Annotated in this window: 10 protein-coding genes; 8 read left to right on the forward strand and 2 right to left on the reverse strand. The window is 72.0% G+C overall.

What is annotated here, in order from left to right; genetic code table 11:
- Positions 1-4: 4 nt before the first annotated feature.
- The gene (locus tag ADL12_RS39140; protein ID WP_062712128.1) at positions 5-2,734 is read right to left on the reverse strand and encodes an ATP-binding protein; all 2,730 of its coding nucleotides are present in this window, start codon (positions 2,732-2,734) and stop codon (positions 5-7) included.
- Positions 2,735-3,041: 307 nt separating this feature from the next.
- Between ADL12_RS39140 and ADL12_RS39145 the strand changes: the two genes are divergently transcribed.
- Genes ADL12_RS39145 through ADL12_RS39180 form a run of 8 tightly spaced genes read left to right on the forward strand, consistent with a single transcriptional unit; the run spans position 3,042 to position 11,694 of the window.
- Positions 3,042-5,684, forward strand: a complete 2,643-nt coding sequence (locus ADL12_RS39145; RefSeq protein ID WP_244188213.1) for a DUF6531 domain-containing protein — start codon at positions 3,042-3,044, stop codon at positions 5,682-5,684.
- Positions 5,685-5,713: 29 nt separating this feature from the next.
- Positions 5,714-6,118 (forward strand): allene oxide cyclase barrel-like domain-containing protein, encoded by a 405-nt coding sequence (locus ADL12_RS39150; protein ID WP_062712130.1) that lies wholly within the window; start codon positions 5,714-5,716, stop codon positions 6,116-6,118.
- A 47-nt stretch (positions 6,119-6,165) separates the two neighbouring features.
- On the forward strand, positions 6,166-7,200 hold the full coding sequence (locus tag ADL12_RS39155; protein WP_062712132.1) for a 3-oxoacyl-ACP synthase III family protein: 1,035 nt from the start codon (positions 6,166-6,168) through the stop codon (positions 7,198-7,200).
- 4 nt (positions 7,201-7,204) lie between these two features.
- Positions 7,205-9,097: an HAD-IIIC family phosphatase gene (locus ADL12_RS39160; RefSeq protein WP_244188214.1), complete on the forward strand. Its 1,893-nt coding sequence runs from the start codon at positions 7,205-7,207 to the stop codon at positions 9,095-9,097.
- Complete coding sequence (locus tag ADL12_RS39165; protein ID WP_062712134.1) at positions 9,094-9,321, forward strand: hypothetical protein; 228 nt, start codon at positions 9,094-9,096, stop codon at positions 9,319-9,321. The genes ADL12_RS39160 and ADL12_RS39165 overlap by 4 nt, the downstream gene beginning before the upstream one ends.
- A 41-nt stretch (positions 9,322-9,362) precedes the next feature.
- Positions 9,363-10,118: a 2-oxo acid dehydrogenase subunit E2 gene (locus ADL12_RS39170; protein WP_062712171.1), complete on the forward strand. Its 756-nt coding sequence runs from the start codon at positions 9,363-9,365 to the stop codon at positions 10,116-10,118.
- Positions 10,115-11,197 (forward strand): alpha/beta hydrolase, encoded by a 1,083-nt coding sequence (locus ADL12_RS39175; RefSeq protein WP_062712135.1) that lies wholly within the window; start codon positions 10,115-10,117, stop codon positions 11,195-11,197. The genes ADL12_RS39170 and ADL12_RS39175 overlap by 4 nt, the downstream gene beginning before the upstream one ends.
- A complete protein-coding gene (locus ADL12_RS39180; RefSeq protein ID WP_062712136.1) occupies positions 11,194-11,694 on the forward strand; it encodes a flavin reductase family protein in 501 nt (166 codons plus the stop codon). The genes ADL12_RS39175 and ADL12_RS39180 overlap by 4 nt, the downstream gene beginning before the upstream one ends.
- Before the next feature lie 22 nt (positions 11,695-11,716).
- On the opposite strand, the gene ADL12_RS39185 is transcribed toward ADL12_RS39180, so the two are convergent.
- On the reverse strand, positions 11,717-12,400 hold the full coding sequence (locus tag ADL12_RS39185) for a TetR/AcrR family transcriptional regulator (RefSeq protein WP_062712137.1): 684 nt from the start codon (positions 12,398-12,400) through the stop codon (positions 11,717-11,719).
- Positions 12,401-12,416: the final 16 nt, after the last annotated feature.

Here is a 12,416-nt window from a genome sequence, read left to right on the forward strand (position 1 = left end):
GCTCTCAGCCCGACAGGGCAACGATCCGGGCCAGTTCGGCTCTTGAGTTGACGCCCAGCTTGGTGTAGATCCGCGTGAGGTGGGCGTCCACGGTCCGGGGACTCACGCGCAGCTTCTCCGCGATCTCCCGGGACTTGCGGCCCTCCCCGGCGAGCTCCGCCACCTCGCGCTCGCGCAGAGTGAGTTCGGCGAGCAGTTGCTCGGGCCGCGTCCCGGTGCTCCGGTCGGCCGCACGCGCCAGCTCCTTGGCGCGTGCGGCCGACGGGCTGTTGCCGCCGAAGAGTTCGAACGCCTCCCGGTAGCGCTGTGCGGCCTCCTTGGTGAGCCCTTGGCTCATCAGCGCGTGGCCGTGGGCCAGCATGGCATGCCCCTGCTGCTCGGCGAGGCCCACCGCCGTAGCGGCCTCCGTCGCGTGATCGGCCCACTCCTGGATGCTGTCCGCGTCCATGCCGCTCTGCACCGCTGCGGCGGCCAGCAACTCGTAGCCCCGTGCCGCGAGGACGGCGACGGGCTCGGAAACCCGCCAGGCCTCCTTCCTGGGCAGGAGCAGGGCCATCGCCGAAGGCCCGTCGCCCGCCGTCAGATAGGACTCGGCCATCAGGAGCGCGTTGAGGGGCGTGCGCGACGCGGCGAGCGGCTCACCGGTCGGCGGACGGCGGGCCGTGCAGGTGGCCGTGCGGCCCAACTGCGCCCAGGCGGCAGCGGTGATCGCGTCCGAGAGACCGACGTGATCGGCACGTCCGGCGGCCTTGGCCAGCACTCTGCCCTCCTGAGCGGCGTGCAGGGCGTCGGCCATGTGCCCCGCTTGGTAGTGCGCGTACGCGAGCGTGTCGAGGAGCGGCGGCAGCAGATGTGCGTCACCCCGTTCACGTACGGCGCTCAGCGCGCGCTCTCCGTGGTCGCACGCCCGCTCGTACCAGCCCATGAGCGCTTCGGACCAGCTGAGGACGAGCAGGTGGACGGACTCCTGGTCGCCGGCCGGACGGCCGTCGTCGAGTTCGTCCAACGCCTGGGCACCGGCGTTCAGCGCCCGCTCGGCGGAGCAGGTGTCACCGGCGAGGACGGCGCACAGACCGCGCAGCACGAGGGCCCCCGCCACGGTGCCGGGGGCCGCCCCGGCGGTCTGACGTACCAGCGCCTCCGCGTCGGCACGGGCCGGCACCTGCCCCGACAGGACCTTGACCACCTGTTGTTGGACATGGAGGAGGGCAGTGGCGTCGCGGTCCATGGCGGTGTCAGAGCCGAGTTCCGCGCCGATGAACGCCTGGGCCTCCTCGTCCCGGCCCAGCGCGGCCAGCACGCCGGACAGCAGGGTCACGGCGGCCAGCCGGGGGATCTCACCGTTCGGGCCGGCCGGGATGTCCCGGGCCAGGGCGAGGACTCCCTCGGCGTCGCCGTGGGCGGTGAGGGCCAGGACGACCGACCGCCACAGTTCGAGGCCGATCGCCTCGCCTTCAGGACTCGGCCGCGCGGTGCGGCGCACCCGCAGGGCGACCGTCAGCCAGCGCGCGGCGTCGGCGGGTTTGCCCAGATGCAGTGCCGTACGGGTGGCGGTCCCGAGCACCCGCAGGTCCGACGCCTCGGTCGTGGATCCGGAGCGTGCGATGTGCGGGGCGAGTTCGATGGCCGGTACGCCCAGTGCGGAGAGCCTGCTGAGCGCCCTGCGGTGGGCGCCGGTGCGCCAGCAGGCGTCCGCCGCCGTGTACAGGCAGCTCCTCAGCAGCGGGTGCCGAAAGGACAGCAGGCCCGGGCCCGCCGCGGGCCGTATCAGGTCGCGCTGCCGCAGTCGGCCGAGCACCGAGCACGCCTCGTCACGGTCGATCCCGGCGACCTCGGCCACGGAGTCCACGTCGAAGGGGTCGCCGAGGACCGCCGCCGCGTTGGCGACGGTGCGCGCCATGTCGTCGAGGAGGGTGGTCTCGGCGAGCAGTCGTGCGCCGAACCCGCCACGGGTCCAGATGTCCAGCCGGTCATCCGACCGGCGTGCCGACGCCAGGGCCGCCAGGTAGAGCGGGTTGCCGCAGCTCTGTTCCTGCAGCCGGGCGAGGGCCGGATCGTCGGGCGTCGTATGGAGCAGCTCGGCGCTCTGTTCCAGAGACAGGGCAGGCAGTTCGATGGCCTGGATGGCGCCCTGTTCGATGCCGTGCCGCAGCGCCACCCGCAGTTCGACCGGCGCCTGCCTCGGCCGGTGAGCGACGACGAGGGCGAGGCCTCCCTCGACCGGCCAGCGCACCAGCATGTCCAGGAGCTCCGCCGAGCAGGGGTCGGCCCAGTGGCAGTCGTCGAGGGCGATCAGCATTCCGCCGGTCGCGTGGGCCAGGCAGTCGGCCAGCAGGCGGCGCAGTTCGGCGTAGAAGTGGCAGCGTCGGGTGAAGTCGGTCGCGTCCTCGCTCGGGGGACCGGCCGCCAGAGCCGTGATCAGCGCGGTGGCCTGGGGCACCTCCGCTCCCGAGCCGTCCTTCGCCCGCCAGGTGGTGAGCGCCTGGATGAAGGGGTGGAACGGCACACCCCGCTCGGCCTCCGCACAGCGGCCGCGCAGCACTGTCAGCCCCTTCTCCACCGCCCGGTGGACGACGGCGGTGAGCAGCCGGGTCTTGCCGGCTCCGGGATCGCCCGCCAGCTCGATCGCCATGGAGCTCCCGGCGCGCGCCGCTTCGACGGCGCGCAGAAGTCGGTGCAGTTCTTCGCTACGAACCGTGCTGTGTCCAACCGTTCCCATACTCGTGACGGTCATCCGTCAAGTTCCCTTCCCCCGGTTTCGGTTCCCTCGTCCCCGCACCTGAACAGGCCGGGAAGAGCGGTGGCCCGCCATCAGCGTAAGAGAGCCCGGGGGACGTCAACTGGCCTGTAACAGAAGGTTCATCAACCACCCATCGGCCTCTGCGCAGCCGGCGTGGCCCGCCCGCCCCCGCGAGTTGACCGGAAAGGATCGGCAGAGCGCGAGCCTTAGCGGTGCTTTAGAGCCGCGGCCGAGCCTGGTGCTCCGCCGACGGGGCCCGCATCCGCGAGCGTCGTCCCGCATACCGAACGAGGAGCCGCCCGTGCCCGCGCCCGAGGACGTGCCCGCTCTGTGCTTCTCCCCGTCCCGGCCACCGTCTTGGTTGTCCGGGGTCCGGCGCATCCCGATCGGTGATCTCACGGAGATCCTGGTCGACCTGTCCGAGGGCGAGTTGATCGTCCGTCAGCTCGATCTGGTGGTCGCCGGGGCCCACCGTCATCTGCGCCTGGTCCGCGAGTACCACGGTCTCCGGCGGAGCGAGGAGGGGTTCGGCCCGGGCTGGACGTTCTCCACGGGGCTGGGACAGGCGCCCGACCTCTCCGCGGAGCCCCTGACCGTCACGGACGACCAGGGACGGGTCACCGTGCTGCACCGTGACCGCGAGGGGCGGATCGTCAAGACACTCGACCCGCTCGGCGCGGAGGCGGCGTCGTACGCGTACGACGCCCTGGGCCGACTGGTGCGGCACAGTCATGTCTCCGGGCTCGTCACGGAGTTCGTGTGGGACGCCGAGGACCGACTGGTGGCCCTCACCGTCGCGAACAGCGAAACCCTCCGGTTCTCCTACGACGGCATGTACGCGATCTCCGAGATCGACTGGACGGGCCCCGGGCATCGGCTGCGTCTCGACTTCTCCTACGGTGACGGACGCACGGTCGTCGTGGGGCCCGAGGGCCGCCGTACGATCCACTCCTTCGACGCGCAGGGCCGCCCGACCGCCGTGACCGACCCGCTCGGCAACGAGATCCGGCAGGGCTGGGACGCGGACGGCAACCCGGTGTCGCTCACCGACGCACTCGGCGCGGTGCTCACCCGGACCTACGACCACGAGGGCCGGCCCACCGGCCTGATCCTGCCGACATCGGCGCGTTCCAGCCTGGTCTACGGCGATCCGGCTCATCCCGGCCTGCCCACGGTGCTGCGCGACCCGGCAGGCAACGAACTGCTCCTCGCGTACGACGGCACCGGCCGGCTGCGGCAGACCCGGACGCCCGGCCGGGACGGCGTACTGGACGCGCGGACCTACCATCCGGAAAACGGCAGGCTCGCGACTGTGGTCGACGGCAACAGCGCCGTCACCACCTTCGTCCACGACGCGGACGGCAACCTGACCGAGGTCGTCCGGCCCGCGCCGCTGGGCCGGACCGTGTTCCGATACGACGGGCTCTCCCGGATCACCGAGGTGGTCAGCGGCAATGGCCGACGTACCGGATACCGGACGGATCCGGCGGGCCGGCTCGCCGAGGTCACCGACGAGGACTCGGGACAGACCCTGATCTCGCTGTCCCATGACGAACTGGGGCGCGTGGTCCACAAGTCGGGCCCCGGCTGGTCGTACGACTTCGACTGGCTGAGCACGGTGGGCGGCAGCAGGCTGGTGTCGGCCGTGCGTACGGCCGGGGCGGAACGGGAGGAGATCCGTGCCGCCTACGACCAGGAGGGCGCGCTCACCTCGTTGACGACCGCCGCGGGGACCACGCGCTACACCTACGACGCCGCGGGTCGCCCGGCGTCCGTCGTGACACCGGCGGGCCGTACGGCACAGCTCACCCATGACGCGGCCGGCCGGCTCACCGGTGTGGACTTGGGCCGGGGCACGCAGGAGATCGGCTACGACGCCTCCGGCCGCAGGACCACGCTCACCGTCCGGGACGCGGCGGGTGACCGGCTGCTGGGCGTCGAGTACGGCTACGCCTCGGGCAGCGGCGCCGACACCGACGTCCTGCGCTCGACGGTGGTCGACGGCGAGTTCACCGGCTTCGCCTACGACGGGCTGAAACGGCTGGCACGAGCCGGGGACACCGTGTTCGAGTACGACGACGCGCACCACCTCGTGCGTCTGGGCGACGTTCGGTTCACGCTCAACGCCGCGGGCCAGGTCACCCTGTTCGGCGAGACGGAGTTCGTCTACGACGGCGCCGGCAACTTCACGGAGGAGACCAACCCCACGGGGTCATTCACCTACAGCGCCACCCACCAGACACTTACCGGGGTGTTCGGCGGCCGGCAGGTCGTCGACGTCGGGTACGACGGGCTGGGGCAGGAACTGCCCCGGCGCATCACCGAGACCACCGTCGACGGCCGAACCGTCACCCATGTGCTGACACACGGTCCCCTGGGCATCGTGCGCGTCACCGACGACGGCGTGCCGACCGACTTCGTGCGCGCATCGGACGGCACCCTGCTCGCCGTCATCACCTCGGACGGACGGCACTTCTGGGCCGTCACCGACCAGCAGGGTTCGGTCCTTGCGCTGCTGGACGAGGAGGGCGGCCTCGCGACGCGCTACCGGTACACACCGCACGGGGCGGTGACGGCCTCGGGAGAGGCCGCCGCGGTCAATCCGTTCCGTTACCGGGGCGCGTACCAGCTGCTGCGCAGCGCGCATGTGCTCGACCACCACCTCTACAACGGCTTCTGGGGTCGCTTCACCCAGCCGGATCCGACGGGCCGCCAGTACGCGCCGTACACGTTCGCCGACAACGACCCGGTGAACAGCGGCACTTGGACCCGGCACGACTTCTGGTCGGTGCTCGCCCGCCCCCATGAGCCGGCCGCCGCGGTGTTCCTGCCCGGGCCGGACGCACGGGAGGAGCCCGACGTGCTCACCGGGGCCGGCCCGACGCCGGACCGGCCTCCCCTGATCGCCGGGGCACCGCCGTCCCGGACCGTGCACCACCCCTGAGTCGAACGACATTACGGAGAGGAACGGACATGGCCGACGAGATCGTGCTGCGCGTACCGAAGGAGATCGTCGTCAAGGTGGTCGACGACGTGGAGGTGTCCGACCCCGAGGTGGGCCAGACGGGAACGTTCGACGACGAGCTGTACGACGAGACGGGTGCCCTGATCGGCACCTCGCACGGCTCGTTCCGCATCGAGTACGTACGCCCCGGAGACGGCGGGCTGCTGACGTACTACACGGAGGACATCACCCTGCACGACGGCACCATCCACGCCGAGGGCTGGGCCGACTTCAACGACGTGCGCACCAGCGAGTGGGTGTACTACCCCGCCACCGGGACCGGCGGCCGCTACGCCGGGCTCACCGGCTTCCGCAAGTGGCGGATGACCGGCGTCAGGGCCTCCGCCGAGGCCCGGATCCTGCTCTCCGACTGAGCCCCGACCACGCACCGAGACACGACCACGCGAGGAGACACCCCACGATGACCGGTCGGGACGTATACATCCGTTCGGCGGCGTCGGCGCTTCCGGGAGAGCCCGTGGACAACGCCACGCTCGCCCGGCGCTTCGGCATGGACGCGCTGTGGGAGCAGTGGGTGGATGTGTTCATCGGCACCGCCTCCCGGCATCTCGCCCTGGACCTGGAGTCCGGCAAGGTCACCGGCACGCTGGCGGACCTCGCCGCGGAGGCCGGGCACGCGGCGCTCGTGGCCGCCGGGGTCGGGCCGGAGGAGGTGGACGCTGTGGTGCTGGGCACGGCCACCCCGGACCAGCTGATGCCGGCCACCGTCAACATCGTCGCGGACCGGCTGGGCATCAACGGCGTGCGCACCTTCCAGCTCCAGTCCGGCTGCTCCGGCGCGGTGCAGGCACTGGACGTCGCCCGCCAGTTCCTGCTCAGCGGGGGCGGCCGTACCGTGCTGGTGCTGGGCGGCGACGTGATCGCCCGCTTCTACGACGTCGAGCGGGACCTGCGTACGGCGGCGCCGGCCGAGCTGGTCAACTACGTCCTGTTCGGCGACGCGGCCGGGGCCGCCGTGCTCAGCACGCGGCCCGCTCCTGGCTCCGCCGTGGTGCATGAGCTGTTCACACGGCTCGTCGGGCTGGGCCGGGAACCGGGCGCGGTCCTGGAGTGGTTCGGTCCCGCGGACCGCGACAGCGACAGGCCCGCCGCCACCGAGGACTACAAGGCGATCGAACAGCACGTGCCGGAGATGACCGAGCAGGTGCTCACCGAACTGCTCGACTCCCGCGGCTGGCGTCCCGAGGACGTCGACGTCCTGCTGCCGCCCCAGCTGTCGGGCCGGATGACCAAGCTGATCACGGAGCGGCTCGGGCTGCCCGGGGCGCAGGACGTGACATGCGTGGACCGGGCCGGCAACTGCGGCAACGCCATCGTGTTCCTGCAGCTGGAGCGAGCCCTGGGCGGGGCACTCGGCCCGGGGCGGCGAGCGGTGGGGATCTCCGTCGAGTCCAGTAAGTGGATCAAGGCCGGTTTCGCACTGGAGGGGTGCTGACGCCGTGACGGACGCCCTGACGGCACTGACCGGGCTGCACCGGGACGGCATCCTCGCCGACCGCTATCCGCGGGTGCGTGCGCTGCTGGCCGGACTGTCCGACGCCGAACTGGCACGGGCCGGCCGGATGCTGGCCCGGGTCGACCCGGACGCCGTGCTCGCCGCGCATCCCCGCACTCCCGCCCCGCGCATCGCCGTGACCGGACACGGCACGCTGTCGGGCCTCGTGCCCGCGCTCACCGCGCAATTGGCCCGGCACGGGCTGCTGGCGCGGGTCAGTGCGTCCGACTTCGACGGCTGGGTCTTCGACCTCACCGATGCCGGCAGCGAGTTGTACGCGACCCGGCCCGATCTCGTGCTGTGCGTTCTCGATGCCGCGGTGGTGGCGGACGAACTCCCGTCGCCGTGGCGGGTGGAGGACGTGGCACGGGTCCTGGAGGAGAAGCTGGGCCTGGTCGAACGCGCCGCCGAGGTCTGCGCCGCCGGCTCACCGGCCACCACGCTGGTCCTCAATACCCTTCCACTGCCCGGCGAGTTGACCTCCCAGGTACTGGACCTGCGGGCCCGGGCGCGGCTCGGCGCGGTGTGGCGGGAGGCCGAGGCGCGGCTGCTGCGGCTGCCCCAGCGCCATCCCGGGGTGGTGGTGGTCGATCTCGCCCCGCTCCTCGCCGAGGGCGTCGCCGTCCGTGACGTACGCCAGAGCGTGTACGCGAAGGCGCACCTCTCGGACGGCCTGCTCGCCGGGTACGCGCGGGAGGTGGGACACCTGGCGCGAGTGTGGTCCGGCGGCGGGAAGAAGGTGCTCGCCCTCGACCTCGACAACACGGTGTGGGGCGGGGTGCTCGGCGAGGTCGGCCCGGAGGGCATCGAGACGGGCGGCGGCTACCGGGGCGAGGCGTTCCGGCGCTTCCAGCTCGTGGCCAGGCAGCTGGCCGCGCAGGGCGTGCTGCTCACCGCGGTCAGCAAGAACGACCTCGAACCGGTGGTGAAGACGCTGCGTGAGCACCCCGGACTCGTGCTGCGTGAGGAGGACTTCGTGCGGATTCGGGCCAACTGGCGGCCCAAGCACGAGAATCTGGCCGAGCTCGCCCGCGAGCTCAATGTGGGGACGGACAGTTTCGTCTTCGTCGACGACAGCGCCTTCGAGTGCGGGCTGGTCCGACGGGAGCTGCCGGGCGTGGCGGTCGTGCAGGTCGACGAGGAGCCGGCACTGCATCCGCGGCGGCTGCTCGGCGAGGGGTGGTTCGACGCGCGCGAGCTCACCGACGAGGATCTGGTGCGGCCCGTCCGCTACCGCGAGGAGCAGGCCCGCCAGGACTTCCTGCACACGTTCGACTCACTCGAGGGCTATCTGCGCGAGCTGGACATCGCGGTGACGGTGGCGCCCGCGCAGGCGCGGCAGTACGCGCGTGTCTCCCAGATCACCCTGCGCACCAACCAGTTCAACCTCACCACCCGGCGCCTGCAGCTCACCGATGTCCAGGCGCTCGCCGCGGACCCCGCGGCCCAGGTCCTCGCCGTGCGTTCCACCGACCGGTTCGGCGACAACGGGCTCGTCGGCGCCGTTGTGCTGCGGCGCGTGGACGACGTGCTGCACATCGACAACTTCCTGCTCAGCTGCCGGGTGTTCTCGCGCGGCATCGAGCAGACGGTCCTGGGCGCCGTCCTGCGCCACGCGCGGGAGAGCGGGGCGCGGGAAGTGCGTGCCGGGTACCGGCGCACCGCGAAGAACGGCAAGGTCGCGGACTTCTATCCGCGGGCCGGGTTCGAGACCGTGACGGCCGACGAGGACACGGCCGTCTTCCGGCACGACCTGGCTGTGCTGCCGGGCCCTGCCGCGCACATCCGTCTGACCGCGCGTTTCGACAGCGCGCCTGGTGAAGGGGACGCCCCGTGAAGACCGTCGAAGACTTCGTCGTGCTCCTGCACGACGAGCTCGCCCTGTCCGTCACGGTCGAGGACCTCGGCCGCTCGCTGGACAGTGTGGAGTCCTGGGACTCGGTGCATCTGCTGACGCTGTGCACGCTGCTGGAGCGGGAGACCGGCCGCTCGCTGTCGTTGGCCGACGTGCTGGAGGCGCCCAGCCTCGAGGCCGTGTACCGCATGGCGGTGGCGCCGTGAGCGAGGCGAGCGCGCCGGACCGGCCCGCGGTGCGGGAGGAGGTGCGGGAGGAGGCGCTCCCCCGTCAGCGTCACCACACGCTGTTCTTCCTGGAGGTGATCCGGGACTTCTCCCCCGTGTTCCTGGACACCGAGGTGGACATGAGCGGTGTCCTCGCCCACCGCACGGCGGCCCTGGAGGCCGAGGGCGTGCGGTTCGGCACGAGCTCGTACGTCCTGCGCGCCGCGGGCCGGGTACTGGCCAAGCATCCGGACGCGAACGCCGCGGTCCGGGGCGGGCCGCGGCGACTGCGCGTGGCGCACTACCCGTTCGTCAACGGCAAGCTCGCGCTGGACCGCGTCCTGGACGGCCGGCGGGTGGTGCTCGGCACGGTCGTACCGGATCTCCAGGATGCCGAACTGCCCGCGATCCAGGCGCATCTGGACCGCGTACGGGACGGCGACCCGCAGCGGCTGCCGGACTTCGAGGGCATCCGGCAGCTGCACCGGCTGCCCTGGCTGGAGGGCCGCAAGCGGTTCCGGCAGGCGGCCGATTCGCTGTCGTCGCGCCCGCATCTCACGGGCACCTTCGCGGTGACCTCGCTGGGGCACCGCGCGGTGGACTCGTTCCATTCGGTCGGTGGCACCACCACGACCTTCGGGGTGGGCCGGGTCCTGGACCGGCCCGTGGTGCGGGAGGGTCAGGTCACGGTGGCACCGGTGCTGCGGCTGAGTCTCACCTTCGACCACCGGGTCATCGACGGGGCGGAGGCGGCGGACGTACTGACCGAGGTCAAGGAGGCGCTGGAGAGCGTATGAACGTCATCGCGGAGCTGAAGAACTTCGTGGTCGCGCACACCCGTTCGCAAGGGCTGCCGCCCGAGCACTACGACCCGCTGCTGGCCCGGATCCGGCACGACGAGGACGGCACGCCCGGCTCCTGGGTGCGGGAGTGGAGCGACGAGGCCGCGCGGCTGGAGGGTGCGGGCAGGCTGCTGGAGGCGTGTGTGCACTACAACATGGCGCGCTTCCCCTTCGTGGACGGCGGGGCCCGTCAGGAGGCACTGGACAGATGCGTCGCCACGTTCGACGGCTGGCGCTCGGGTTTCCCGGCGATCGAGCGGCTGGACGTCGACCTGCCGGAGGGCCGGATCCGCTGCTGGACGTCCGGTCTGGACGCGGCGACGCCCAGGCCCCTGCTGGTGATGACGGGCGGCATCGTGTCGGTGAAGGAGCAGTGGGCCCCGGTGCTGCTCCAGCTCGCCGAGCTCGGCTTCGCCGGCGTGGTCACCGAGATGCCGGGCGTCGGCGAGAACACGCTGCCGTACCGGGCGGACAGCCCGCGGATGTACTCCGCGCTGCTCGACGCGGTCGGCGAGCGCGCCGACACCTCCCGCGCCTTCGTCCTGGCTCTCAGCTTCAGCGGTCATCTGGCGCTGCGCGCGGCCCTGCACGACACCCGCATCAGGGGTGTGGTAGGCGCCGGTGCTCCGATCCACGACTTCTTCACCGACACCGAGTGGCAGCGCTCGGTGCCGCGGGTGACCACGGACACGCTCGCCCATCTGACCGGTTCGACGCCCGCCGAGGTCTACGGAGTGATCAAGGAGTGGGCGCTCGACCCGGAGGAGCTGAGCGCGCTGCGCGTCCCGGTCGCCCATGTCACCAGCCTGCGCGACGAGATCATTCCGCCCGGGGACGCGGTGCTGCTGCGTGAGCGGGTGCACCGGGTGCGGCTGCTGGCCCATGACGACGTGCACGGTTCGCCCCGCTTCTTCGCGCAGACCCGGCTGTGGACGCTGCTGTCGGTGCTGCGGATGCGCGGCGGGTACGCGGAGCAACGGACCGCCCTGACACGGGAGTTCGCGCGGCTGCGGTACAGCGGGGTGGGGGCATGAGCGAGGCGCTGGCCCTGGAAGGCGGTTCGCGCTGTCTGCGCAGTGTGCTGGGGCGGTTCGCGACGGGTGTCGTCGCGGTGACGGGGCGGGAGGCGGAGACCGGCGAGCGGGCCGGGCTGGTGGCGAACTCCTTCTGTTCCGTCTCGCTGGATCCGCCTCTGGTGTCCTTCTGTGTGGCCCACACGAGTACCAGCTGGCCGCGTATCCGGGCCGCCGGGATGCTGGCCATCAGCATTCTGAGCGCTCAGCAGCGGGAGGCCGCGACGCGACTGGCGGTGTCCGGAGGCGACAAGTTCCGGGGCCTGCCCTGGCTCACGTCGCCGGGCGGGGCGCCGATCCTGGACGGGGCGCTGGCCTGGCTGGAGTGCGAGGTGGAGGCGGAGCACCCGGCGGGCGACCACGTGATCGTGGTGGCGCGTGTGCTCCGCCTCGACGCGCTGCGTGAGGGCGAGCCGCTGCTGTTCTTCCGTGGGGCGTTCGAGCGTCTCAGCCGCTGACGCGGGGCCCGGCGGGGGCGGTTCAGCCGCTCGCGTCGGGCCCGCTCACGCTGCCGCCCGTGCCGAAGGCGCGCAGGAAGGTGTCGACCCCGGCGGTGACGACCTGCCCCACCTGCTCCGGGTCGAGGGGGCGGGTGCCGAGCGCGCTCATCTCGGGCAGTTCGTCGTAGACGAGCGCGATGAACTGGTTGGCGGCCCGCTCCGGGTCGTTGATCCGCAGGTGTCCGGCGTTGGCGAGGCGCGCGAGCCGGCCGGCGAGGGCGTCGGTGAACTGGTTGGGGCCGCTGGCCCGGACCGCGTCGAAGAGATCGGGGAAGCGCACCGCCTCCGCGTACAGCAACCGGCGCACCGCCTCGGACTGTTCGTCGCAGTAGCAGTCGACCAGCTTGTGGGCCACGTCCTCCAGACCGGGCCGCAGTTCGCCGGGGTCGTTGGGAAAGGACTCCAGCACCTCCAGCGTCTTGGCGTTGGAGCGGGCCGCGGTCTCGGTCATCACATGCCGGAAGAGGTTCTCCTTCGACCCGAGGTGGTTGTAGATCGTCGGCTTCGCGACGCCTGCCTCGGTGGCGATCATGTCGAGGCTCGCCTGGGTGTAGCCGACGCGGGCGAAGACCCGCAGAGCGGCCTCCAGGATCGCACGTCGCTTGTCCATACGGCCTCGGTCCACCGGGGCCGTGCTGGTCTTCGGGGTCTCGCCAACGCTCATGCAGCCATGCTACCGT

Origin of the sequence: Streptomyces regalis, assembly GCF_001509475.1 — a bacterium.
GTDB classification, from domain to species: Bacteria; Actinomycetota; Actinomycetes; order Streptomycetales; family Streptomycetaceae; genus Streptomyces; species Streptomyces regalis.